This window comes from Mycobacterium sp. D16Q16, from assembly GCF_002013745.1.
In the GTDB taxonomy this organism is placed as follows: Bacteria; Actinomycetota; Actinomycetes; order Mycobacteriales; family Mycobacteriaceae; genus Mycobacterium.
Genome location: NZ_MAEY01000011.1, coordinates 103461 through 127401 on the forward strand (window position 1 = coordinate 103461; position 23941 = coordinate 127401).

General features: G+C 64.1%; 26 protein-coding genes. 8 read left to right on the forward strand and 18 right to left on the reverse strand.

All coding sequences use genetic code 11. The features are described from left to right. Positions 1 to 28: 28 nt before the first annotated feature. The 5 genes from B4394_RS12005 to B4394_RS12025 form a co-directional block, all read right to left on the reverse strand. On the reverse strand, positions 29 to 1261 hold the full coding sequence (locus B4394_RS12005) for an O-succinylhomoserine sulfhydrylase (RefSeq protein ID WP_078315191.1): 1233 nt from the start codon (positions 1259 to 1261) through the stop codon (positions 29 to 31). After that, positions 1258 to 1671: a rhodanese-like domain-containing protein gene (locus B4394_RS12010; RefSeq protein ID WP_078307563.1), complete on the reverse strand. Its 414-nt coding sequence runs from the start codon at positions 1669 to 1671 to the stop codon at positions 1258 to 1260. Before B4394_RS12010 ends, B4394_RS12005 begins: the two co-directional genes overlap by 4 nt. Before the next feature lie 46 nt (positions 1672 to 1717). Further along, positions 1718 to 2167: an Rv0361 family membrane protein gene (locus tag B4394_RS12015; RefSeq protein ID WP_078307561.1), complete on the reverse strand. Its 450-nt coding sequence runs from the start codon at positions 2165 to 2167 to the stop codon at positions 1718 to 1720. Then, on the reverse strand, positions 2164 to 3555 hold the full coding sequence (gene purT / locus B4394_RS12020) for a formate-dependent phosphoribosylglycinamide formyltransferase (protein ID WP_078307559.1): 1392 nt from the start codon (positions 3553 to 3555) through the stop codon (positions 2164 to 2166). Before purT ends, B4394_RS12015 begins: the two co-directional genes overlap by 4 nt. A gap of 62 nt (positions 3556 to 3617) precedes the next feature. Further along, complete coding sequence (locus B4394_RS12025; protein WP_078315161.1) at positions 3618 to 3935, reverse strand: UBP-type zinc finger domain-containing protein; 318 nt, start codon at positions 3933 to 3935, stop codon at positions 3618 to 3620. 60 nt (positions 3936 to 3995) lie between these two features. Here B4394_RS12025 and B4394_RS12030 point away from each other — a divergent pair, with 60 nt between their 5' ends. Further along, positions 3996 to 5576 (forward strand): Na+/H+ antiporter, encoded by a 1581-nt coding sequence (locus tag B4394_RS12030; RefSeq protein WP_078307555.1) that lies wholly within the window; start codon positions 3996 to 3998, stop codon positions 5574 to 5576. Between the two features lie 4 nt (positions 5577 to 5580). Here the strand turns inward: B4394_RS12030 and B4394_RS12035 are convergent, their stop codons facing one another. Together B4394_RS12035 and B4394_RS12040 are read right to left on the reverse strand one after the other, a co-directional pair. Next, positions 5581 to 6243, reverse strand: coding sequence for a PaaI family thioesterase (locus B4394_RS12035; protein ID WP_078315162.1), 663 nt, complete (start codon positions 6241 to 6243; stop codon positions 5581 to 5583). Continuing rightward, a complete protein-coding gene (locus B4394_RS12040) occupies positions 6240 to 7535 on the reverse strand; it encodes an adenylosuccinate synthase (RefSeq protein WP_078307550.1) in 1296 nt (431 codons plus the stop codon). Before B4394_RS12040 ends, B4394_RS12035 begins: the two co-directional genes overlap by 4 nt. Positions 7536 to 7694: 159 nt before the next feature. Between B4394_RS12040 and B4394_RS12045 the strand changes: the two genes are divergently transcribed. Both B4394_RS12045 and B4394_RS12050 read left to right on the forward strand, forming a co-directional pair. Continuing rightward, entirely contained in the window at positions 7695 to 8366 is a 672-nt protein-coding gene (locus tag B4394_RS12045) for a diacylglycerol kinase family protein (protein WP_078307663.1), read from the forward strand. Between the two features lie 9 nt (positions 8367 to 8375). After that, positions 8376 to 9140: a site-2 protease family protein gene (locus B4394_RS12050; protein WP_078307548.1), complete on the forward strand. Its 765-nt coding sequence runs from the start codon at positions 8376 to 8378 to the stop codon at positions 9138 to 9140. Between the two features lie 13 nt (positions 9141 to 9153). Here B4394_RS12050 and B4394_RS12055 read toward each other — a convergent pair whose 3' ends face one another. After that, complete coding sequence (locus B4394_RS12055; protein WP_078315163.1) at positions 9154 to 10074, reverse strand: cation diffusion facilitator family transporter; 921 nt, start codon at positions 10072 to 10074, stop codon at positions 9154 to 9156. A gap of 156 nt (positions 10075 to 10230) precedes the next feature. Then, the gene (locus B4394_RS12060) at positions 10231 to 10659 is read right to left on the reverse strand and encodes a DUF3151 domain-containing protein (protein WP_078307544.1); all 429 of its coding nucleotides are present in this window, start codon (positions 10657 to 10659) and stop codon (positions 10231 to 10233) included. A gap of 104 nt (positions 10660 to 10763) precedes the next feature. Between B4394_RS12060 and B4394_RS12065 the strand changes: the two genes are divergently transcribed. Then, positions 10764 to 11543 carry an Rv0361 family membrane protein gene (locus B4394_RS12065; protein WP_078307542.1) on the forward strand — a complete coding sequence of 260 codons (780 nt, stop codon included), beginning with the start codon at positions 10764 to 10766 and terminating at the stop codon, positions 11541 to 11543. A gap of 52 nt (positions 11544 to 11595) precedes the next feature. On the opposite strand, the gene fbaA is transcribed toward B4394_RS12065, so the two are convergent. Next, on the reverse strand, positions 11596 to 12654 hold the full coding sequence (gene fbaA, locus B4394_RS12070; protein WP_139360136.1) for a class II fructose-bisphosphate aldolase: 1059 nt from the start codon (positions 12652 to 12654) through the stop codon (positions 11596 to 11598). Between the two features lie 119 nt (positions 12655 to 12773). Between fbaA and B4394_RS12075 the strand changes: the two genes are divergently transcribed. Both B4394_RS12075 and B4394_RS12080 read left to right on the forward strand, forming a co-directional pair. Continuing rightward, a complete protein-coding gene (locus tag B4394_RS12075; protein ID WP_078307657.1) occupies positions 12774 to 13433 on the forward strand; it encodes a DedA family protein in 660 nt (219 codons plus the stop codon). Beyond that, complete coding sequence (locus tag B4394_RS12080) at positions 13379 to 13897, forward strand: hypothetical protein (RefSeq protein ID WP_078315164.1); 519 nt, start codon at positions 13379 to 13381, stop codon at positions 13895 to 13897. The genes B4394_RS12075 and B4394_RS12080 overlap by 55 nt, the downstream gene beginning before the upstream one ends. 109 nt (positions 13898 to 14006) lie before the next feature. Here B4394_RS12080 and B4394_RS12085 read toward each other — a convergent pair whose 3' ends face one another. The 7 genes from B4394_RS12085 to B4394_RS12115 form a co-directional block, all read right to left on the reverse strand. Next, a complete protein-coding gene (locus tag B4394_RS12085) occupies positions 14007 to 15140 on the reverse strand; it encodes a DUF262 domain-containing protein (RefSeq protein ID WP_078307538.1) in 1134 nt (377 codons plus the stop codon). 76 nt (positions 15141 to 15216) lie between these two features. Continuing rightward, positions 15217 to 15648, reverse strand: coding sequence for an acyl-CoA thioesterase (locus tag B4394_RS12090; RefSeq protein WP_078315165.1), 432 nt, complete (start codon positions 15646 to 15648; stop codon positions 15217 to 15219). A 1-nt stretch (position 15649) separates the two neighbouring features. After that, positions 15650 to 16747, reverse strand: coding sequence for a glycoside hydrolase family 76 protein (locus B4394_RS12095; RefSeq protein ID WP_078307534.1), 1098 nt, complete (start codon positions 16745 to 16747; stop codon positions 15650 to 15652). 32 nt (positions 16748 to 16779) lie between these two features. Next, positions 16780 to 17454 carry a TrmH family RNA methyltransferase gene (locus B4394_RS12100; protein ID WP_078307532.1) on the reverse strand — a complete coding sequence of 225 codons (675 nt, stop codon included), beginning with the start codon at positions 17452 to 17454 and terminating at the stop codon, positions 16780 to 16782. Next, entirely contained in the window at positions 17447 to 18349 is a 903-nt protein-coding gene (locus B4394_RS12105; RefSeq protein WP_078315166.1) for a hypothetical protein, read from the reverse strand. The genes B4394_RS12100 and B4394_RS12105 overlap by 8 nt, the downstream gene beginning before the upstream one ends. Next, complete coding sequence (gene pyrE / locus B4394_RS12110) at positions 18346 to 18918, reverse strand: orotate phosphoribosyltransferase (RefSeq protein ID WP_078307528.1); 573 nt, start codon at positions 18916 to 18918, stop codon at positions 18346 to 18348. The genes B4394_RS12105 and pyrE overlap by 4 nt, the downstream gene beginning before the upstream one ends. Continuing rightward, positions 18905 to 19669 carry an SDR family NAD(P)-dependent oxidoreductase gene (locus B4394_RS12115; RefSeq protein WP_078315167.1) on the reverse strand — a complete coding sequence of 255 codons (765 nt, stop codon included), beginning with the start codon at positions 19667 to 19669 and terminating at the stop codon, positions 18905 to 18907. The genes pyrE and B4394_RS12115 overlap by 14 nt, the downstream gene beginning before the upstream one ends. Positions 19670 to 19885: 216 nt before the next feature. Between B4394_RS12115 and B4394_RS12120 the strand changes: the two genes are divergently transcribed. Together B4394_RS12120 and B4394_RS12125 are read left to right on the forward strand one after the other, a co-directional pair. Next, positions 19886 to 20353 carry an MmpS family transport accessory protein gene (locus B4394_RS12120; RefSeq protein ID WP_078307524.1) on the forward strand — a complete coding sequence of 156 codons (468 nt, stop codon included), beginning with the start codon at positions 19886 to 19888 and terminating at the stop codon, positions 20351 to 20353. Next, entirely contained in the window at positions 20353 to 23151 is a 2799-nt protein-coding gene (locus B4394_RS12125) for an MMPL/RND family transporter (protein ID WP_078315168.1), read from the forward strand. The genes B4394_RS12120 and B4394_RS12125 overlap by 1 nt, the downstream gene beginning before the upstream one ends. Here the strand turns inward: B4394_RS12125 and ttfA are convergent. Beyond that, a complete protein-coding gene (ttfA, locus tag B4394_RS12130; RefSeq protein WP_078307520.1) occupies positions 23148 to 23882 on the reverse strand; it encodes a trehalose monomycolate transport factor TtfA in 735 nt (244 codons plus the stop codon). The genes B4394_RS12125 and ttfA overlap by 4 nt on opposite strands. Between the last annotated feature and the right edge of the window lie 59 nt (positions 23883 to 23941).

Here is a 23941-nt window from a genome sequence, read left to right on the forward strand (position 1 = left end):
AGCCCCTGCTAACTAAAGCTAGCCCGAGTTAGCTCAGCGCCCGATCCAGGTCCGCGATGACGTCCTCCGTCGACTCGAGCCCGACCGACAAACGCACCACACCGTCGGAGAGCCCGATCGCCGCGCGGCCCTCCGGCCCCATGGCGCGGTGGGTCGTGGTGGCGGGGTGAGTGATGAGCGACTTGGAATCGCCCAGGTTGTTCGAGATGTCGATGAGCGAGGTCCCGTCGAGCACCTCGAAGGCGCGCTGCTTGCCCGCGTCGCCGTCGGCGTCGAGTTCGAAGGTGACGACGGTGCCGCCGCCGCTCATCTGCCGCTTGGCCAGCTCGTACTGAGGATGGCTCGGCAGGAACGGGTAACGCACCCAGCGCACCGCAGGATGCTGTTCCAGGAACTGCGCGATCTTGGAGGCGGACTCGTTGGCATGCCGCACCCGAAGATCCAGCGTTTCAAGCCCTTTCACGAGCGTCCAGGCATTGAACGGGCTCAGCGCCGGCCCGGTGTGCCGCATCAGCGTCTTGACGGGACCCTCGATGTATTCGGTGTCACCCAGGATGGCGCCGCCGAGCACCCGGCCCTGCCCGTCGATGTGCTTGGTGCCGGAGTAGACCACCACATCGGCACCCAGCGGAATACCCTGCTGCAACAGCGGGGTGGCAAAGACGTTGTCCAGCACCACTTTTGCACCTGCGGCATGCGCCAGATTGCATACCGCCTCGATGTCGACCAGCGATTGCATTGGGTTGGAAGGAGTTTCGAAGAAGACCGCCTGAGTGGGAACGGACAGCGCCTCTTCCCACTGGGAGAGGTCCTCACCGTCGACGAACACGGTCTCCACGCCCCAGCGCGGCAGGATCTCATTACAGACCACGAAACAGGAACCGAAGAGACTGCGCGCAGCGACAAGTCTGTCACCAGCACCGAGCAACGCACCCAGTGCGGTGAACACCGCCGACATCCCTGTTGCTGTCGCAAACGCCGCCTCGGCACCCTCGATGAGCCGCAGCCGCTCCTCGAACATGGAGATCGTCGGGTTGCCGTATCGGGAGTACACATACCGGTCGACCTCGCCGGTGAAGGCGCGTTCCGCGGCGGCAGCACTCTCGTACACATACCCGGAGGTCAGATACATCGCCTCGGCGGTCTCTTCGAACTCGGAGCGCAACAGGCCACCGCGTACGCCGATGGTCGCCTGGCTCACGCCCTCGGGCAGTGCCCTGGGAATCCGCACCGAGGGGATACCGTCCGGCGTCTGGCTCATGACTGCCGCCATGGCAGACCGATGGCCCGCCAGCCGACGCCGCCACGGTGCCCGTTCTCATCCAGGTTGCCCTCGAACCCGTCAAGCACGTTGTAAGACGGGGCGATTCCCGCCTCGGTGGCCAGTTCCGCCGAGCCGATCGACCGGTTACCGGACCGGCACAGGAACACCACCGGGCGCTCGCCGGGTGTTACCCCGGCCGCGGTCAGCTCGTCGAGGAACTGCTCATTGCGTTCGCCGTTGGAGCGCACCCACTCGATGTACACGACATCGCGGCCGAGCTCGGTGAGGTCGGGAACCCCGACCCACTTCCACTCCGCCGACGTGCGCACATCAACCAGCACGGCTTCCGGGTTTTCCTTCAGCAGCGCCCACGCCGCCTCGGGGGTGATATCTCCTGCGTAGCCCACGAAGAGCCAGTGTATTGGTTGCGATGAACCGCTTGCGTGAAGACCTTCAGTACTGACTGCAGACCCTCCACGAGCCGTCTTCCTTGACGAAGGAGACGTCCGCGGTGAGCTTGTTGTCCTCGGATTTCATGTAGTGATAGGTCACCGTCGCGGTCGCGGTATCCCCGCTGATCTTCACGTCCTTGACGTCGTCCACGTACCGGTTTCCGTGCGATGCCTCGGATTTGTCCTGTGCGGCAATCACATTCTTTTCCGGCGTGACAATGGCCCGGCAGCTGTTCGCCACATAGTCGGCATACGCACGTCGCTGCAGCGCGTCATTCTGCGCGACCACGGACTGCCCCACCCTGCCCTCTTCGGTGAGGCCGTCGCCCGTCCGGAAGAACGCCGATATCGCGATACCGATCACCACGATTCCAAAGATCGCCGCCCCGGCGATGAATGGTGCAGGACTCCCGGTGTCCTCGTGATCGGCGGCCTGCTCGTCGGGTGTCACCGCAGATGCCGGGCGACCTGTTGGGCACGGCTCAGCGCCAGCGCGGTGTTGGGTGCGGTCGCCAGTGCCACGCCGACGCGGCGACGCCGGTGGATCTCCGAATGCCCGAACATCCGAAGATCGCTCTCCGGTATCTGCAGCGCCTCGTCGAGCTGCCGCGATGAGGGACCAGGGCCGTCGCCGTAGACCACCTCGGCGGCCGCCGGCGACACCAAAATGGTGTCGATCGGCACACCCAGCACCGCGCGCGCGTGCATATCGAACTCGGACAAGCGCTGCGATCGCACGGTCACCAGCCCGGAGTCATAGGGCCGCGCACTCACGTCGCAGAAGTACACCTCGTCGCCGCGGACAAATAGTTCGACGCCGTAGACACCATGCCCGCCAAGGGCATTGACCGCCCTGGCGGCAATCGACCGGGCCAGCTCCAGGGCCGCCTGACTCAGCGGTTGCGGCTGCCACATCTGCAGCGCATCCGTGCCGCTCTGCCGATGCGCGATGGGCTCGCAGAAATACAGTCTGGTCGCCCCGCCGACCCCGGCTGTCCGCACCGTGAGCAGCGTGATCTCGTAGTCGATCTCCACCACGGTTTCCACCAGCACCCGCTGGCTGCCTCCGATGTTCGACGCGACGGCCTGATCCCACGCCGGTTCGGCATCACTGTCACGCAGCACCACCGATTGGCCTTGGCCGTAGGCGGCCGACACCGGACGCACCACAACCGGGAAACCCGCGGTCTCGAGAACCTTGTGCAGCTCCTCGACCGAGTTCGCGAACCAGTACGCGGGCGTGGGCAGGCCCAGGTCCTCGGCGGCCATCCGCCGCATCGCCTCGCGATCGCCGGCCATCCGGACGGCCTTAGCCGTCGGAATCACCTGGGTGACCTTGCCCTCGGCCAATTTGTCGAGCGCCTCGCCCGACGCCGTCTCGACCAGCGGCACCACGAATCGGGGCCGTTCTTTCTCGACGAGCGCCAGCAGGCTCTCCGACTCACCAATCGGCGCGAGCACCGAACGGTCTGCGGCGGTATGGGCAGGTCCGCCCTCGCCGGTATCCACCACGACCACCTCAGCGCCCAGACGCTGGAAGGAGATGGCCAGTTCCCTGGCCAATTCACCCGACCCCAGCAGCATGACGGTGGTGCGGTTGACGGCCACGGGTTCCGGTGCCTTCGACGCCGGGGACTCGGTGCTGGCCAGTTCGGAGAGGGGTTTCACGCTGTTGGCAGCCTTAGCAGCCTTAGCGGACTTGGCGCCATTGGTGGCACGCACGGCGTCTTCGGTCACCGGCGCGGCCTCGGCGGGCCCGGGCTCGACGGTGCCCGTGGAACCCGTCGAGCCGTGCTCGCTGGGGGGCGAACCCTCCTGCGTCACCACGATGCCTTTCACGCCTTCCGGTCGACCTGTAGCCCTATTGGACCGTGCCTAGCGTGCCAGATTGCCACACATCCTCAACCGAGAGTGCTGTGGACATAACACCAGCGCCAATCCTCACCCGGCTCGTGTGACCGCATCACCGGATGCCCCGAGGCATGAAAATGTGCGGTGGCGTGCTGGTGGGGGCTCGAATCACAGCAGCTGACCCGGCCGCATTCCAGACACAACCGCAAATGGGCCCACACCTGCTCACCCAGTGCCGCGCAGTCCTCGCACTGCCCCGGGGTCCGGGGCTGTGGGTCTTGCCCGGTGGCGGCGGCCAGCTCAGGACAGGCGCCTTCGCCCTGTGTCGACTCGGGAGCGGCGGATCCACGCCGGAACAGCCGCTTCATATATGCCCTCTCAACATGCCCGCTTAGGCGCCAGAACCGCTCTCCGCACAGAATACGAAGGTGAACGTTTCCCTGCTGGCGGTACTGACGGTTGCCCTGGTCCTGGCCGCGATTTCCCGGCGATTTGGGCTTCCGACCCCGTTGGTGCTGGTCGTAGCCGGATTGGCGGCCACCGCCATCCCCGGCCTGCCGTCCATCGAGATGGATCCGGACCTCGTCCTGTTCGTGATCTTGCCGCCGCTGCTGTACACGACGGCGCTGGAAAGCTCCTACGTCAACCTGCGCAAGAACATGCGGGCGGTCAGCAGCCTCGCCGTGCTGCTTCCGCTGCTCACCACCGTTGCGGTCGGGTTCGTGGCCTTTTACACCGTCCCCGAGCTGCCGTTGGCCGGCGCACTCGTGCTGGGTGCCATCGTGGCACCGCCCGACGCGGTATCGGCCACCGCGATCGGCCGGCGCCTGGGGCTGCCGCGCAACATCATGACGCTGCTGGGCGGCGAAAGTCTGCTCAATGACGCGACAGCGCTCACCGCGTATCGGGTGGCGATAGCCGCGGCGATCGGGCTCGGCGCCACCGTGGCCGACGGGCTCAAGATTTTCGCGCTCGCGGCCATCGGCGGGGTGCTCGTCGGGTTCATCATCGGCAAATTGGTCAACATCATCCGGTGCAAGCTCGACGATCCTCTGTCCGAGAGCGCCATCGGCCTGGTGGTGCCGTTCTTCGCGTACCTGCTCGCCGAGGAGATTCATGGCTCGGGCGTGATCGCCGTCGTGGTCGCCGGGCTCATGCTGGGACACCGCTCGGTGCACGCCGGATACGCCACCCGGCTCCAGGACGACGCGGTGTGGAAGGCCGTGCAGCTGCTGCTGGAATCCTTCGCCTTCCTGCTCATCGGGTTGCAGCTGCCCAAGGTCGTCGAAGGACTACGAGGCCTGTCCTTCGCCACCATCGTGCTGTCTTCGATCGCGGTGCTCTCCACGGTGATCGTGGTGCGCATCCTGTTCGTCTTCGCGTTCGCGTATATGCGTCCACCCGGCCAACGCCCCTCAGCGCGTGGGGTTTTCGTGGTGGCATGGGCCGGAATGCGGGGCGTGGTGTCCCTGGCGATGGCCTTCGCGGTACCGCTGACCACCATCACCGGCGAGCCCCTGCCCGGGCACCCGCACATCGTGTTCCTGACCTTCGTCGTGGTAGTGGGAACCCTTCTGTTGCATGGGCTTACCCTGCCGTGGGTGATCCGGGTACTCGGCGTGCAAAGCGATGACGAACGCAAGGACGCGCTCGCCGAGGCCGCCGCTCAGGACAAGGCCGCCCGTGCGGCCGCGGACCGTCTCGAGGAACTTCTCGATGACAATGACGGCATCGAGGACACCAACGTGCGCAGCCGCGCCGCCGAAATCCTGCGGCACTGGAACACCCGCCGCCGCAACGCGGCATGGGAGCGCCTCGGACGCAGCGACGAAGACGCCGGCGAGAGCCCCATGGCGGCATTCCGGAATCTGCGGCTGGAGATGCTCGAGAAGGAGCGCGAGGTGTTCATCGCCGAACGCGACGCGGGCAATATCGACGACGAGGTGCTGCGCACCGTGCTCCGCGGACTCGACCTCGAAGAGGCCACCATGAATCAGGCCGACCGGTAGCCGCTCACGGCTGTCCGGGCAGTAGCTGCACCATCAACCCATTCGCATCGGCCAGCACCGCGCCCTGCGCGTCGTAGAGCTCCGCTGAGACGAACGCCTTGCGGCGATCCACCTCGTCGATGCGGCTGCACGCCGTCAGGGCCACACCCACCGGCACCACCTGGCGATAGTTGACGTGCAGGAAGGCCGTACGGCTGATGGTGCGGCCCGCCATGATCACCGTCATCCCGAAGAGATGATCGAACAGCAGCGGCAAGATGCCGCCGTGCACGGCGCCGTTGCCGCCGAGGTAGAACCGCGGAAAGTCGCCGTGAGCCTGGATACCGTCCGGACCGGCCTTGTCGATGAACCACGGCGGCAGCAGCAGGTGCCCGTTGGCGGGCTCGTCGGCGACCCGGTTGGCGGGTCCAACGCCTTCGGGTGCCTCATACGGGTCCATCAGCTCGACGAGTTTCTCGGTGAGATCGGCCGCCTCGTCCCAGCGCGGGTCGTCCATATCGGCGGATACCGCGAGATCCTGCAGCCGCCGCACGGCAGTCAGGAAGCGCCCGAACCCCGGCCCCACCGAGGAGGGCGAGTACTGCGGGAATCCCCCGCCACGGATTTCACGGATCGCCCGATTCATCTCTTCATGCAGTGCGGCGAGTCTGTCCCCGTCGGCGGTCATGACCTCGAGAGTATGTCCCGCCGCACAATCGTCTGATCCCGGCCCGGCCCGACGCCGATGCACGACATCGGCGCACCGGCGAGCTCTTCGAGGCGCAGCACATAGTCCTGCGCCTTGGCGGGCAGATCGCCGAACTCGCGGGCACCGGAGATGTCCTCCCACCAACCCGGAAGCTCTTCGTAAACCGGTGTGGCGCGGTAGATCTCACTTTGGGTCATCGGCATCTCGTTGGTGCGCTTGCCGTCCACCTCGTACCCGACGCAAATCGGGACGGTCTGCAGGCTGGACAGCACGTCCAGCTTGGTCAGGAAGTAGTCGGTGATGCCGTTGACCCGGGTGGCATACCGGGCGATGACGGCATCGAACCAGCCACAACGCCGGGCACGCCCGGTGGTCACGCCCACCTCGCCGCCGGTCTTGGCCAGGTAGGCACCATGCTCGTCGAACAGTTCGGTGGGGAACGGACCCGAACCCACCCGCGTGGTGTAAGCCTTGAGAATCCCGAGCACGGTGGTGATCCGGGTGGGGCCGATGCCGGACCCCACGGATGCACCGCCCGCCGTGGGGTTCGAGGACGTCACAAAGGGGTACGTGCCGTGATCGACGTCGAGCAGGGTGCCCTGCGATCCCTCCAGCAGCACCGTCTCGCCACGTTCCAGCGCCTGGTTGAGCTCAAGACGCGCATCGGCGATACGGTGCTTGAATCCCTCTGCCTGCTCGAGCACGCCGTCGACCACCTGATCCGGGTCGAGCGCCTTGCGGTTGTAAATCTTGACCAGCACCTGGTTCTTGATTTCCAGTGCGGCATGGACTTTTTGGCGCAGAGATTCCTCGTCGAGAACATCGGCGACCCGGATCCCGATGCGCGCCACCTTGTCCTGATAACAGGGGCCGATACCGCGGCCGGTGGTGCCAATCTTCTTGGATCCCAAGTATCTTTCGGTCACCTTGTCGATCGCGACGTGATACGGCATCAACAGATGCGCGTCCGCGGAGAGAATGAGGCCCGAGGTGTCGATACCCCGCTGCTCCAGACCCGCGAGCTCGGTGAGCAGTACGCCGGGATCCACAACGACCCCGTTGCCGATGACGTTGGTCACTCCCGGGGTGAGGATTCCCGACGGGATGAGGTGGAGGGCGAAGTTCTCGCCATTGGGTAAGACCACGGTGTGTCCGGCGTTGTTACCGCCTTGGTAGCGGACTACCCATTGAACCGAGCCACCGAGCAGGTCGGTTGCCTTGCCTTTCCCCTCGTCACCCCATTGGGCGCCGATCAGGACTATTGCCGGCATGTGCGTTATCTGCGCTTCCCTGTTGGCAGCACACACTGTCCTTCCGGCTGGGCGAAGGCGGCGCGACGCTGCGCGTGCAAAATGTTGTTCAGCCGGTGAGCCACTGTATCGCAGGCCACGGGCTTTGTACGTATTCGCCACCGACGAAGGAGTTCCATGGTGAGTGCCCCGAGCGGCACCGAAACGGGGTCCGTGCGGGTTTTGCTGTTCGGTGTACGTCGGCTGCCCCGCGCTCTCCGGGACCTCCCCGTGCACCGGGTGCAGGATTCGGACGCCGTCCGCGCGCTCGTGGACGCGCTTCCGGACGGCACGATACGGCTCATCGTCGTCGGCGGGGACGGTGAGCTCGGACAGGTGCTGACCCGACTGATGCGCGCCGAAAGACTGGACGTGGAACTGGGTTTTGTACCGGACCGCCGTTCACGCGCGCGCCGGATCTATCGGATCGGGATCGGTGCGGCACGGCGGGCCCGCGCGGGCCATGCGCGCCGGGTGCCGCTTATCCGGGATGACACCGGCACCGCCCTCGCCGGACGTGCCTCATGGCAGAGCATCGACGGCGACGGGGTCACCGGTGAGGCCACCGTCGATGACACCCTGCTGTTCGAGGGCATCGCCGCCGTCGACGTCGAGCCCATCGAGTCGCTGCCCGGCCTGCGGGCCTCCGTACGGGGCCGAGCGGGGCTGGTTCCCCGTCGCTGGGTGACCGGACGAGCCGCTCAACTGGGCACCGAGGCCGCCGTAGTCGTCCGTGACGGTGTCGCGGGCCCTCGTCCCGTCACCCGGTCCACCTTCTATCGGCACCAGCAGGGCTGGTTGCTCGTCCGGTAGCTTTTGCCCGTGAACGTCACGCAGTCGGTCCGGCCCAGCCCTGTCTTTCTCGCGCTCGTCGCAGTCACCGTCGCCGGGGCGGTGCTCGCATGGCTCGGCGGCAATTCGACCGAGCTGCTGGCCCGCGGCGGAGTGTTTGTCTTCGTGTTCGCCGGCTGGGTGGTGTCCCTGTGTCTGCACGAGTTCGGGCATGCCTATACCGCGTGGCGTTTCGGCGACACCGGTGCGCGCGGATATCTGACGTTGAACCCGCTGCAATACACCGATCCGGTGCTCTCCATCGTGTTGCCCCTCGTGTTCATCGCCCTCGGCGGCATCGGGCTCCCGGGTGGCGCCGTGTACGTGCACACCGCGGGCATGAGCAACCGGCAGCGCACCCTGGTGAGCGTGGCCGGGCCGAGCGCCAACGCCATCCTCGCGGTGCTGATTCTGGGAACGACGGCGCTTTTCGCCGACCGCGAGCACATCGTGTTCTGGGCAGCCATGGCCTATCTGGGTTTTCTTCAGGTGACGGCGGTGGTGCTCAACCTGCTGCCGGTGCCGGGCCTGGACGGTTACGGTGCGCTCGAACCCCATCTGAGCCCGAACACGCAGCGCGCGCTCGGCAATGCCAAGACGTTCGGATTCTTGATCCTGTTCGTGCTGCTGATGTCGCCACCGATCAACAGGGCATTCTTCGACGCCGTCTACTGGATCGTCGCGTCATTGGGTGTCGACCCCGATCTCTCCCGCGTGGGCGGCTGGCTGTTCCGCTTCTGGGGCAAGCTGCTCTAACCGCGCCCGATCCCTACCAGTTGGCGTGCTCTTCGCAATGCTCTTGCGCCTCAGGTGGTTCCACCTGAATCGTGGCATGGGGAAGACCGCGCTCGGCGAGCACGGACCGCGCCCCGGCGAGCACCTGCGCCGAGTCGGCGGTGCTGGTCAGGTGCGCGGTGGCCATGTCCTTGCCGGGCACCAGGGTCCACACATGCAAATCGTGCACGCTGGTCACACCGTCGACCGCCAGCAGCGCGGCACGTAGTTCTTCGACGTCGATGTGCTTGGGCGACGTCTCCGTCAGGATGCGCAGCGCGGCCCGCGCCAGCGAGAACGCCCGCGGCAGAATCCACAGCGAAATCAGTACGCCAACAACGATATCGGCGTACTTCCAGCCGGTGGTCAGGGTGATGATGGCGGCCACGAGCACCCCGACGCTGCCGACGGCATCGGCCAGCACCTCCATGTACGCGCCGCGCACCGCAAGACTGCTCTCGGCGTGTGAACGCAGCAGCCAGATCACCACCACGTTGGCGGCCAGCCCGGCCAGTGCGACAACCATCATCGGCAGCCCCGGCACTTCCGGAGGCGCGCCACTGGTGAGACGTTCCACCGCCTCGTACATCACGAACGCCGCGATGCCGGTGAGCAGCGCCGCGTTGACGATCGCGGTGAGCACCTCTGCCCGGTGCCATCCGTAGGTCCTTGCCGCCGAGGTGCTTCCGCGGCGGGCCAGCAGAATGGCGCTGAGCCCCATGATGAGCCCGACCAGGTCGGTGAGCATGTGCCCGGCATCGGCCAACAGGGCCAACGAGTTGATCAGCAGGGCGACGACGAGTTCGAGCACAAAGAACGAACCGACAATGCCCAGCGAGACGCACATGCGTCCCACTCGGACATCGGCCGGATTGGCTGAACTGGCGACGTGCGAGTGATCGTGTCCGGCTCCCACGGTGGCTCCTCTCGACCTCTCGAACTTATATGCAAAAGTTCGCATAGGCCAATGGGTCCGCTCGTCCGCCCCTTACCCCGCCGACACGCCGTGACATGCCGAACGATCCGCGCATAACGCGGCGTGTCGGCGAGAAGGTTTTAGGGAGCGCCGACGTCAGGACGTGAGCAACGCGGGGCGGGCCGCCGGATCGCAGTCATCGAGCAGATCGCAGCACCGCGCGAACTCGTGGTTCTCGCCGATCAACTGAGCGGCACGCGCGAGGGCCGCCACCGCCCGCAGGAAGCCACGATTGGGCTCATGCGAATACGGCACCGGACCAAAGCCCTTCCATCCGTTCCGTCGCAACTGGTCCAGGCCGCGGTGATACCCGGTGCGCGCGAAGGCGTAGGCGGTGACGGTGCTGCCGACGGACCCGTCACCGTCCAGCGCGTTCTCGGCCAGTTCGGCCCAGGCGATCGAGGCGGACGGATAGGCCGCCGCCACCGCGGCGGGATCCTGCCCGTTGAGCAGGGCTGACTCGGCGTCCTCATCTCCGGGTAGCAGCACCGGCTCGGGACCCAGCAGATCATGCATTGGACTCATGGAAACCATTCTGACGCGAACCGCCTCCCGCGATCGCGATAGGGTGGGCGCGGTCGATCGCGCCTGCGCAAAAGAGCGCTCAGCACGGATAAGGAACGAGACGCATGGCGAACCCCACCGGTGGAAATTCCGAGGCCAAGCCCGACTCACAGGGCGAGAAGCCTGCGGACTCCGCCGAGCAGCCGGAAGGCGCCGCGAATACCCCGGAGATATCCGACACCGCCGACACCGGACCGGTCCCCTCGCTCGATGACGCCCAGACCGTCGTGATGGCTCCCGCTAAGCCCGACGTTCCGCGCTACACGGCACCGGGATTCGACGCCAACAAGACCGAGATGATCGCGCCCGTCGGCGACGATCCGAAAACTGAGCTCATCGCGCCGCTGGCGACCCAGGCCCGCCCGAAGGTCGCCACCCCCGAGACGATCGCTCCTCGCAAGGAGGAGAAGCGCAGCTGGGGCTGGGTGATCGCGCTGGCACTCGTCGTCGCCGCGCTGGCGGCGGTGATCGTCCTTGCCGCGGTCGTCATCTCGCGCACCACCGCACCGAAGGCGTCACAAGAAGAGCTGGTGCGCACCAGCATTCAGAACTACGACAACGCCATCCAGACCGGCAACCTGGCAGCGCTGCGGACAATCACGTGCGGCGAAACCCGTGACGGTTACGTCCGCTACCCCGACGCCGAGTGGTCCCAGACGTATCAGAAGGTGGCGGCCGCCAAGCAGTATCCAGTGGTAGCCAGCATCGACGAGGTTGTGGTCAACGGTGAGCACGCTGAGGCCAACGTCACCTCCTTCATGGCGTTCGCGCCGCAGACCCGCTCATCGCGCAGCTTCGATCTGCAGTTCCGCGACAAGGAATGGAAGATCTGCCAGTCCGATTAAACGCATGTCGCCGAGTGCGAGCGGTGATGCTCACACTCGGCGAAAACAGCGACTACGCCATTCCGGCGGAGACCGACCGGCCCGCCGACTTCAGGTCGTTGCAGGCCTCGATGACCCGCTCAGTCATGCTGGCCTCGGCCTTCTTCAGGTAGCTGCGCGGATCGTAGGTCTTCTTGTTGCCCACTTCACCGTCGATCTTGAGCACACCGTCGTAGTTGGCGAACATGTGCCCGGCGATCGGCCGGGTGAAGGCGTACTGGGTGTCGGTGTCAACGTTCATCTTCACCACGCCAAAGCGCAGCGAGTCCTCGATCTCCGACTTCAGCGAGCCCGAGCCGCCGTGGAACACGAAATCGAACGGCTTGGAGCCCTCCGGCAAGCCGAGCTTGGCCGAGGCGACGCGCTGCCCCTCTTCCAGCACCTCCGGCTTGAGTTTGACGTTGCCTGGCTTGTAGACACCGTGCACGTTGCCGAAGGTGGCCGCCAGCAGGTACCGGCCGTTCTCGCCGACACCGAGCGCATCCACCGTCTTCTCGAAGTCCTCGGACGAGGTGTAGAGCTTCTCGTTGATCTCGGCCTCGACACCGTCCTCTTCGCCTCCCACCACGCCGATCTCGACCTCGAGGATGATGTGAGCCTTTGCCGTGGCGGCCAGCAGTTCCTGCGCGATCTCGAGGTTTTCGCCGATCGGCACCGCCGAGCCATCCCACATGTGCGACTGGAACAACGGGTTCTGGCCAGCTGCCACGCGCTCCTGCGAAATGGCGATCAGCGGACGCACAAAGCTGTCCAGCTTGTCCTTGGGGCAGTGGTCGGTGTGCAGGGCGACGGTAATGCCGTACTTGGCCGCGATGACGTGCGCGAACTCAGCAAGCGCGACCGCGCCGGTCACCATGTCCTTGACACCCAGACCGGAACCGAATTCCGCACCGCCGGTGGAGAATTGGATGATGCCGTCGCTGCCCGCGTCAGCGAAACCCTTGATCGCGGCGTTGATCGATTCCGATGAGGTGCAGTTGATTGCCGGGAAGGCAAAAGAATGCTCCTTGGCCCGGTTCAGCATTTCGGCGTAGACCTCGGGCGTGGCGATGGGCACTTCGACGACCTCCATGTCAGCTCTGCGGATTCGCCCCTCACCATAAGGCAGCCAGGTTGACGATAGATATCGACGGTACTGTTGGCGCCGTGAACTTGCTGGCAGCACCCGAATCCGTCACCACCCTGGCGCTCATGCCGGATTTCCTGGATCCGATCAAACTGCTCGGTCACTTCGGAACCTTGGCGCTGCTCGGGTTGCTAGTGGTGATCTTCGTGGAGTCGGGGGTGCTGTTCCCGGTGCTGCCTGGCGATTCATTGTTGTTCGTGGCCGGGATGCTGGCAGCAGGCACCGCTGCCGCAGCTGCCGACGGTGCTTCGCAGGCCAGTTTTCAGCTGTGGCAGCTGCTGGTCTTCATCCCCATCGCGGCAATCCTGGGCGGCCAGGTTGGCTATTGGATCGGCCGGGGCATCGGCACGTCGATGTTCAAGCCGGAGGCCCGCTTCCTCAAGCAAAAGTACCTCGACGAGGCGCACGCCTTCTTCGAAAAGCGCGGACCGTTCGCCATCGTGATCGCCCGGTTCGTGCCGATCGTGCGGACCCTGGCTCCGATCACCGCCGGCGCAGCCAAGATGAGCTACCCGATCTTCGCGCTCTACAACATCCTCGGCGCCGTGGTGTGGGGCGTCGGTCTCACGCTGCTCGGCTATTGGCTGGGCCAGTTCGAGATCATTCAGAAGCTGCTCGAACCGATCTTCATCCTGATCGTGCTGGTCTCGGTGGCCCCGATGTTCTTCGAATGGATGCGCCGCCGCAAGGCCGCGAAGAGCCCGGAGGCAGCACCCGAGGCCTAGGCACCCTCGAGCAGAGTTTTCTGACGGTCGTCGAAATTTCATTCAGCTGGGCGAAACTGTTCAACTATCCAGGAAACGATCTCGTCTGCAGTGTCAGACCATCTCATCGATCGCAGGATCGTTACCTGCTCACCGTCACCATGCGCAACCTTCTTCCTCGCATCAACGAGACCTGCCAACAAATCTCGACGATCTTCGTCCTCGAGAAACCTTGTGAACTCGGCTTTCCAGGCTTGGTCGAAACTCCCGATGAACGCCTCCAACTGACCAGGATGGACGCCCTCTCCCCTACGAAGCCCATGCGCAACTCGCGCTCGTACCCTCGGGTGTCCCACCCGATCCGCATAACAATCCGCAACGTCATCACGAACTGCCTCAATGAATCCAGCGGAGCGGATCGTCAGAAATCTAGCGAGAGATCTCTCGATCTCATCATCGAGCGCCGCGGCATCGCGATCGTCTGACTTCGCCTTCCTGCTCGCGGCGACATGGGTGGTGATGGCCTTCACGAGACTTCGATGCGCCGACATTCGCTGATGCACTGAGAGAGGAGGCCAACTTCCGGTCGCGCCATTAGACACTCCGCGACAACCTGTCAGTCGCGAGATCGAGCCGCTTGACAACAAATTCGTTGTCTGCAGTTGATCTAGTCGTCACGGTGATGAACTCCGCATCATCCTTTAGAGACTGAATCTTACTTCTCAGGTCTTCTGGGACGGCACCATTGGCAACTGCCCTCATCACACCGACAACGATGGCCTCAGCCTGAGCCGTGTTGACCTGGCGCCCTTCTCGACTCCTAAAAGCGCTAGGTCCTGCTGTCGAATTGATATGTCTGCACGCAGCCAAGAACTCTGCGCCATGCACATCCGACTCCTGCCGATAATCACGAGCAAAATTATTCAAGAATCCCTTGAGAGGACGCTTGTAGCTAGCCGAATCAACATATAGCGCAAGAATACGCGTGATCAATTCATGGTCACGAATACGCTTCGACTTAATCCCGAATAGATCACGCCAATTTGGATCATTGTTGAATACCTCAATGCAATCAACAAGTGGCCCCGCGTAGAGTGCGACTCTAATTTCATGTGGAGTAAGTTGCGTGCCTCCTGAGTTCAATCGCTCGAAGATTTGAAACACGGCCTCACTAACTTCAGAAGATCCATCCGTCGGCACAATAGTGGCTTGCATGAACGAATCATCAATCTTGAGCCCAAGCGACTCGTCTAAGGTTTTGTACGTTAGTCCTTTGAACTGATCACTTACGTTGGTAAGAACAAACTCCTTCTTGTCGTGCACACCTTCGTAGAATCTACGGAGCGTTTCGAGGCGTTGTTGGCCATCGAGAACGAGCATTACATTGTCAGTCTCTTGCTTCACTAGAAAAATTCCAGGAACCGGGTACCCCAGCAATAGCGATTCTATAAATCTATCCATCTGAGCCTTGGACCAAACGAAGCCTCGCTGAAACCCCGCTGTCAACGAGGTACTATCTTCTCCGCCGAATTGCGGAACCTTCATCGCACCACTATTTAGTCGTTTCACCAGCCCGTCAACTGGGTAATCCTGTGTCGAGAATGTAACTGGCGTAGGTGCGGCCGACTCCGATGTAGTGACATCATCAAATTCATCCTCAGTCAAGCTCCGGTCGAATATCAGCTCGAGATCGTTATCGTCCGAATCTGACACGTCTGCATGGCTCATCCATCAATAGTAATCTGTGCTCACGCCTTCGTGCATACAGAAACAAGAAACCTAGCAGGGAGTCCGCAACAATCAATCAGCTCAGTCGAACAGGAGTTTTCTCGAATTCGGCCACCTTGTCCCGGAAGGCATCCGGAAAGGGGGCGGAGTTGCCGTCGATCGCATGCACGTACACCGTCTCGCCGGTGATGAGATGGTCTACGCCGCGGTGAATTTCAAAGTGACAGGCCATGCTCGCCCTCCCCATCCGGGCGATGCGCACGCCAATGTCGAGGACGTCGTCGAAGCGGGCGGGCCCGTGATAGTCGATGACCGACTTCACCACGTACATATGCTCGAAGACCCCGTCGCCGGCGGCGTTGCGGGCACCGGTCAGGGCGGCCCAGTACTCGGTGAGCGCGGCATCGAAGTACGCCAGATAGTGGGCATTGAAGACCACGCCCTGCATATCGACCTCGGCCCATCGGACCCGCAACGGATGAAAGAAGCTGAAATCCTCGCGCGCCACCTCAGGCCACCACGTGCGCCGCTTCGAGCAGCATCCACCCGGACAGCTGTACCGACAGGTCCCGTTCGGGCACCGTCGACGGATTGACCGCACCGGCGATAAACCGCGAGGCTTGCGAGTGCGGGGTCGGCAGATCCGCCGTCCGCGTCCAATCCGCCCCGAACAGCGGAAGATCTTCCACCGTCAGCCGATTGGCCCAGGCGGCCTCCGCCGAAGTCAGCAGGATGTCACGGGCGACGGCCCGGGCATCGGTGTCCTGCGGGGAGTTCTGCGGCAGCGTGGTGACCACCAGCGCCAGGTAGCGGGCGAGAATGCCGTTGAAGAGCCCGCCGTCTCCGCCACCGCTGCCACGAATTACGCCTTCGGACGTCATGTGATCCTTGACTGCGTGCACAAGCCGATGCACACGCTCAGCATGTCGGGATTCCCCGGTCCGCACGGCAAGCTCGGTCTCCAGCCCCAGCACCACACCCTGGCAATAGGTGTAGGTAGCCCGTTCCAGGGTGCCATCCTCCTGGATGCCGTCGATCACCAGATGCGATTCGGGGTCGACGAGAGTGTTGTCGATCCAGTCGGACATCACCTCCGCCCGCCACACTCTTCCGGTGCGCGCCAACACAATTGCCGCCGGGCCGTTGGCGGGGGTGTTGAAGAACCTGTCCTGTTTGCGCCACGGTATGCCGCCCCCGTACTGCGGCATCCAGGCATCGAGGAACTGCTGCCGCAGCCGGTTCAGCGCACGGGGACGCTCCAGGCCCAACAGCTCGGAGGCGCGTTGCATCGCCAGCGCCAACCAGGCCATATCGTCGTAGTACTGGTTGGTCCACATGAACACGTTGCGGAAGCGGTGTGCGCGTTGCATATCCGCGATGTACTTGAGCCGGTCGGGGCGCGGGTCGCGCAGCTGCGCATCGATCAGGCAGTCCTGCAGATGCGCCTGCCACCAGTAGTGCCAGTTCTTGAACCAGGTGGCACCCGGCGCGGGCGGCCAGGTGACGATGCCCAGGCGCATGCGCGGTAGATGCCACAGCGGCGAGAAGTGCCTGGCGGTGATTGCGGCTTCGGCGCTACTGGCGCGGTTGGCCCACAGCACATCCATGCACTCGATACTAGGGGTGGCTCATCCCCGGGTCACCACGCCTCGGTCAAGTCGGCGTGCTGACGGATCCAGGCATGCATGGCTATACCTGCGGCGACTCCTGCGTTGATACTGCGCGTAGATCCGAACTGGGCAATCGAAACCGTCATCACCGCACCGCCTTTCGATAACTCGGTGACACCCGGCCCCTCCTGCCCGAACACCATCAGGCAGTCCGCGGGCAGTGCCGCGGTCTCCAGGGGTACCGATCCGGGCACGTTGTCGACGGCCACCACCGTCAGGCCGGTCAGCTTCGCGTACTCCAGAAGCTGCTCGGTGCTGTCATGGTGCATCAGGTGCTGGTAGCGATCGGTGACCATGGCGCCACGCCGATTCCAGCGGCGCCGGCCGACGATATGTACGGTGCGCACCGCGAAGGCGTTGGCCGTGCGCACCACCGTCCCGATATTGGCGTCGTTTTCGAAGTTCTCGATGGCTATATGCAGCCGGTGCCGGCGCGTATCAATATCCGCGACGATCGCCTCACGTCGCCAATACCGGTAGGCGTCAACCACGTTGCGGGCGTCGCCATCACGCAGAAGCTCTGGGTCATAGCGCGGGTCCGCCGGCAGCGGCAGCCCCCGTTCTGCCAGCCATGGCCCCACTCCGTTGCCACTGGCACCCCAGAGGGACGGTTCAGCAGGCCCGTCCTTCGAGTCCTCACTCACGGTTCATCCAGACCGCCGCGTGGGTGCCGATCACCGAGAGCGTCCCGGCGAGCACCGCGGCGTTGATCTCCCCTTGGAGGCACAACGACGGCTGCAGCTGCACGGCGTCCAGGGCAGCGTCCGGAAGCACCAGCACCGACGCCCCATAGATCGCACAGCTGCGCGCCAGCCCCTCCCCGGGCAGCGTCGGCGTCACCGTCACCATGAGGGGACCACCACGCTCGGCCGACTCGTCGCGGTAGCGTGCCGCAAGCCCCGAGATATTCAGGCCCAGCAGCGAGAATCCGTTACCGGTAAAGGCATTCGGATCTCCCAGATCCACCTGGCTGATCTGCTGCCCGCTTGCCCTCCACGCCTCCATGCTCTTGGTGACGATCACCAGACCGGAGTCGTTCTGCGGCGTGGGCAACAGCCCCATCGGGTAGGCCACCGGGTAGGCCACGGTGGTTCCAGCGATGCGATCCTTCACCGAGTACGCGTACACGCCACGTACGGCGCTCTGGTTCTGCATCGGCCCCAGGCATACCGTGCCGGTCAGCTGATCGGGAGTCGGTGCGGTCAGCGGATGCACGGAAAGATCGGCCACGTCACGACAACCGTTCAACGCCGGCACTTCCAGCGGATGCGCCAAAGACCCGTACAACCCGAAACGTAAATCCTGGGCGGCGGCGGGCTTCTCCCCCGGCTTGGCGGCCGCCCCCGTGATGTCGACCAGCACATACCCGTTCTGGAATCGCAGGTTGGCGACACTGAGATTCCAGCCCAACAGACTCTGTGTTTCACCGACCTTGGCGGTCTGGGCGCCGTAAACCAGTTGTTTTTCAGGGTCTTTCGAGCAGCCCGACACGATCAGGGCCCCGGCGAGCAGCGCGGCGAGGGCCGGGCGGAAGATCACGATCCGGCCAGGCCGAGATCCGCCAATCCCAACACATACCGATACGGAACGCCCTCCGCGCGAATGGCCTCGGCGGCACCGGTGTCACGGTCGACAACGGTGGCCACCCCGATCACCTCGCCCCCGGCCTCACGCACCGCATGCACGGCCGTGAGTGCGGACCCGCCGGTGGTGCTGGTGTCTTCGACCACCAGGACCTGTTGCCCGGACACATCGAAACCCTCGATAAGCCGTTGCATACCATGGGCTTTCACCGACTTGCGCACCACGAACGCATCGATCGGACGTCCGGGGGCATGCATAACCGCTGTCGCGACGGGATCTGCGCCGAGAGTCAGTCCACCCACACCGGCATAGCCCCAGTCACTGGTCAGCTCGCGCACCAGCCGCCCGATCAACGCACCGGCACGGTGATGCAATGTGGCCCGTCGCAGGTCGACGTAGTAGTCGGCTTCCTTGCCCGACGACAACGTGACCTTGCCGTGCACCACCGCGATATCACGAACCAAGGCCGCCAGCTCGTCGCGCTCGGCCGCATTCAGATCCGGTCCTAAATCAAGTTCTGCCACGACCCCGTCCTACCACGCTGTTGAATTTCCGCACCAAACCTCTTGGTATTACCCGCGTTACCGATGTGATCGCCTTGTATTGCACACCGGGAACGCTGAGCACCTTACCTGCGGCGATGTCCTGCAGGCACGCGTTGACCACGTCGTCAACCTGGAGCCACATGAATTCCGGGATGGTGCCCATCTCGATTCCGGCCCGCTCGTGAAACTCGGTATGGATGAATCCTGGGCACAACACGTGCATGCCAACACCGGTACCCAACAACCCATTTGCCAATCCTTCGGTGAAGGAGACCACCCAGGCCTTCGACGCCGAGTACGTCGAGCCGCGCCCAGACACCAGGCCTGCCACGCTCGCCACGTTGATGACGGTGCCTGCGCCGGCCTCGACCATCGAGGGCAGGGCCGCACGGGTGAGCTCCATGACCGCGGTGACATTGACGTCAAGCTGCGCGTGCAGCAGCGCCGGCGCTGCTGTCCAGAACTCGCCGGCGGTGGCGAAGCCGGCGTTGTTGACCAACACCGACACCCCCGCGGCTACGCGTTCGGCGACCTTCGCGCGATCGGCGGCGTCGGCCAAATCGGCGGGCAATGTCTCGGCGTGGACGCCATACCGGCAGGTGAGTTCGTCGGCGAGCGCGTTCAGGCGCTGTTCGTCACGGGCGACGAGCACCACGTCGTATCCGAGCGAGGCGTATTTACGGGCGAAACCGCCCCCGAGACCCGAGGTGGGGCCCGTCACCAGTGCCACGGGGCGTACGGAATTCGTGGCAGGCGCGGATGAACCGCTTGCGTGAAGACCATCAGGCGCGGATGAACCGCTTGCGTGAAGACCATCAGCCATGGTTGGTCAGCGTACCGGCTGCACACGCGCCTCTTACCGGGCATATAACCGGTACTAGCAGTTACTAGTACAAATTGTTCGGAATCAGCCGCTTGCATGAGCAAGCGTTGCTAGCATCGCGAAATGTTCGACCGGCTTGTGGTGTGGCTCATCGCGCGTCAGCGCTGGATCTACCCGGTACTCGTCGCGTTGTGGATTGCTGCGGGCACCTACATAACCACCGCACCCAAGGTTGCACTGCCAACCCCGGAGGCCACCCCGACCGCCCAAGCCATCAGCGCCATGTCGCTCAGTCAACCGAAGACTGTGACGTATGAGGTGTCCAGTGACGGCCGGCCTGTCACGGTGTCCTATCTCGATGAGAAGGGCCAATCCAAGCTCTTCAACGGCCCCGCTCCCTGGCGCACCAGCTTGACCACCAGCGACCTCGGATTCACGGCAGGCGTGACCGCGATATCGACCGACACCGTCACCTGCCGCATCACCGTCGACGGCACGGTCGCCGACGAGAAAACCGACATCGGCCGCACTCCCTCCGTGAGCTGCAATCTCGTCGCATTTCAGAAACTCGAACCACAAGGCGGTCACTGATGCACGACAGCCCTATATTCGGCCGCTTCGCCGGTGTCATCAGCAGGCATGCCGCCGTGATCATCGGGCTCTTGATGATGGTGGCCGGGGGGCTGATGGCATCGGCACCCAACCTCGAAGAACTCGCCCTCACCCACGGCAGCCCCATGATGCCGACCAACACCCAATCCGCCGCGGCGCTTAAACACATGGCTAAGGCGTTCGGGGAGTCCGAGTCGAACAACACCGCCGCGGTCGTCGTCGTCAAGGATCAGCCATTCGCCGAGGAGGACCGCCAGTTTCGTGCCCGCCTGATGAAGGAGCTGCGAGCCGACACCGTGCATGTCGAACCGGGTATGGACATGTGGTCCGATCCGCAATTCGCCACCGCATCCGAAAGTCCGGACAAGAAGGTGGCGCTCGCACAACTGCAGCTGGCCGGGGAGATCGGCGGGCCCAAAGCCATGGAATCCGCCAAGGCCGTGCAGCACATCATCGATAACATCGCGAAGCCGCCGGGCACCACGGTCTATGCCACCGGCACAAGCCAGGCCGCCGCAGACCAGATCAACACGATGATGCGGGACGTCGTGATCATCGGAGGGCTCTCACTGGTGCTGGTGGGCGGTCTGTTGCTTTTGGTCTACCGCTCACTGGTGGTCGCGTTCCTGCCACTGATCACCGTGGGTGTTGCCGTCGGTATCGCGACCCCGGTGACCAGCTTCCTCACCTTGGCGGGTCTGATTCCCACATCCATGATGACCAACGCGTTGATGGGTGCGCTGGCACTGGGCGCCGGCACCGACTACTCCATCTTCTTCATCGGCCGCTATCAAGAGGGCAGGCGTGCCGGCCTCAGCGTCGACGATGCGTTCCGCGCCAGTTACCGGGGTGTGGCGCCGGTGGTGATCGCGTCTGGGCTGACCGTCGCAGGTGCGTTGTCCTGCATGTCATTCGCGCAATTGGACATGATGAAATCCATGGGCCTACCGGGGGCCATCACGATGATCTTCACCGTGCTCTCCGCGGTGACGGTGACGCCCGGCGCCCTGCTCATCGGGGCTCGTAGATTCGGCTGGTTCGAGCCCCGATCGACCATCCGATCGACTCGACTGTGGCGCCGGGTCGGTATCCGGGTGGCGCGTTGGCCCAAACCGATATTCGTCACGACATTCACCGCCTTGATCCTGCTCATGATGGTGATCCCCAGCGCTTCCTTCAATTACGACGAACTCCAGTTCATCCCCAAGGACATGCCCAGCGCGGCAGGCATGAACGCGATTCAGGAACACTTTCCCGCGGGGCAGATGAATCCCGACATGATCTTGATCCGGGCCCCGGAGGACCTGCGCACGTCTGCCAACATCGGGCTCCTGGAGAAGGCCGCACAACAGATCACCAAGCTGGACAGCGTGGCATCGGTGCAGTGGATCACCCGGCCCACCGGCATGCCGATGGATCAAACCTCACTCATGTACAGCGTGCGGATGGCCGGAACGATGATGTCGCAGAACAAGATTGTCATGGAACAACGGCAGCAGCGGATGCACGCCATGACCAGCGATATGAACTCGATGATGACGACGCTGCAAGGCCTGCAAGGCACCTTACGGACCGCGCAGCAGGGCGCCAAGCAATTCAGTGCCGCCGCCCAGCCCATCCAGTCCAGCCTGAATCAGCTTAAGTCACAACTTAATTCGGTGATGGGACCCGTTCGTGAAGCAGTGCGGGCCCAACCCAACTGTGCCGCCGATCCGATGTGCGTGGGCGCGCAATCGACCCTGTCCAACTTCGAGAACATGTCGAGTGTCACCGACCAGATGCGCAGCCTCGTCAGCACTTCGGGTTCCATGACCGGGGGTTTGAGCCAGGCCGCGCGGACGATGCCGCGCATGGTTGAGTCCATGTCCTCGATGCAAGATCTGATGACCGAGACCAACGAGCAGATGACTCAGATGATGTCGCAGATGGACACCATGACCTCGCTCATGCAGGACCTGGGCCGAAGCAGCGCCGGGACCGGGGACTACTTCTACTTCCCCGCGCAGATGCTCTCGGACCCGCGATTCAAGCCGTACTTGAAGATGATGTTCTCCGAGGACGGCACCACCACCCGCATGATCGTCATCGGCAGCGGCAGCAGCTACGGCGACGAAGGCATCCAGCGCGTCCGGGACCTGGCGCGTGAGATGAAGTACGCACTCAAGGGCACTCGCCTGGAGGGCAGCGTGATCGAAATCGCCGGGCCGGCAGCGTTGATCGGCGATATGCGGATGATGCTCGACCGCGACGAGAAGCTGATCATGATCGGCTGCCTCACCGTGATCTTCACGGTGGTACTGCTCCTGCTGCGCGGGCTGGTGGCGTCGCTGATCGTTATCGGCTCGGTCTTGGTGTCCTTCGCGTCCACCCTCGGGTTGGCCCTGGTGATCTGGCAGCACGTGCTCGGCATTCAGCTGCACTGGTCGGTGCCGGTCGCGGTGTTCGCGATCCTGATATCGGTGGGCGCCGACTACAACCTGCTGGTCGCCTCGCGCTTCAAAGAAGAGATGAGCGCGGGTATCCGCACGGGTGTCGTCCGATCCATCGCCGGTACTGGCGGGGTGGTGACCACGGCGGGACTGGTGTTCGCGATGACGCAATTCGCCATGATGGGGTCGAGTCTGGTCAATATCGCACAGATGGGTTCGACGATCGGGTTGGGCTTGATCATCGACACCTTCGTGGTGCGCACCTTCACGGTGCCGACACTGGCGGTAATCCTCGACAAGAAGTTCTGGTGGCCGCTGCCGATGAACCAGCTGTGGCGGCGTTCCTAGCGACTGTGCGGCGGGACGCCCTGACCCACGGGAGCGGGCTGCCGGTCTCCGGCGGGGGCGGAACTGCTGCCGACGGGCCGGCTGGGGCGTTCCGCGGCCTGGATGGGCGACGGCGCCGACTCCCCGGACGGGGGCAGCACCCGCAGCAGGTCGTTGAACTGGCGGACGGCCTTGAGGCCCTCGTCCCACTGCTCACGGTTGCTGTTGATCGGCAGCGCGGCCAGCGTCCAGTGTTGTTCGTTCCACAACACCTCCGCCGTCTCGGTCGCGGTATGGGCGAAGGTGACCATGCGCCGGTCACAGGCCCGACGGGCGGCATCCAAGTTGGTGGAGTACACCATGCGCGGGCCGATGGCACCCAGCAGCCAGATATCTGATTCGCGGGGTTCCTGCATGACCTTGAGCCGCAGGTCCACCATGACATTGGTGCCCACCTTGCGGTGCAGCGCGATGATGGTCGCGACATCTTCCAGGTCGAAGACGTAGACGGCCTCGCCGCGGATCTGACCGAGCACCACGTTGGCGGCCGCGGCCGACCCCGCACTCGACATCACGCCGCGGTTCCAGCGCTTGACGATCTCTTTGTCCTGCGACATGTAGTCGAAGCCGTGAGATCGCGCCCAGGCCTTCCGGCGGTGTCCGCGGCTACGGCGGCGGCCGATATCGACGTACAGCAGCACGCCCGCACAGACGAAGCAAAGTGCGGACAGCGTGAACCAAAGTAGAGCCATCCGCGACAGCCTAACCGGTACCGGCCCAACTACCGCGCGGTGCGCTCGGATCGTGACCG